At 43.8% G+C, this 397-nt stretch carries 1 protein-coding gene; it reads right to left on the minus strand.

Annotated elements, in window-relative coordinates:
- The coding region (locus AC3LHT_RS03885) for a hypothetical protein (RefSeq protein WP_488662042.1) at window positions 1-397 on the minus strand (397 nt) is incomplete at both ends.

Here is a 397-nt window from a genome sequence, read left to right on the forward strand (position 1 = left end):
TTGTACTTCTTCATAGTATATGCGGCAATTTTGCTCTCCCTTTCAGCGGAAATCTGGACCGCTGTTACGGGGCTTGTGCTCTTTGGAATTAGCCTTTCCCTGGGCGGATTCAGCAGTGCAGATGCCGTGATTTTTGTCTTTATAGTACTGCTCTGGTTCTTCACAAGAAATTTGAAAATTCCCATCATTTTTCTGACGTTGTTCCCACTACTGGCCATCATAATACTTTTATCAGCCAGTGGGATTGAACTGAGTATCACGGACCAATTCATGCCCAAAAACCAATCAGCAAGTGAAACACCATCTGCAACTGCATTTGAAGAGTCTGTACCAGCGGAACCATTCTCGAATAATCCGATGGACTTAAACCCATCACCTTCCAGAACAGATAAAACCG

It is taken from the genome of Kosmotoga sp. (assembly GCF_982836095.1).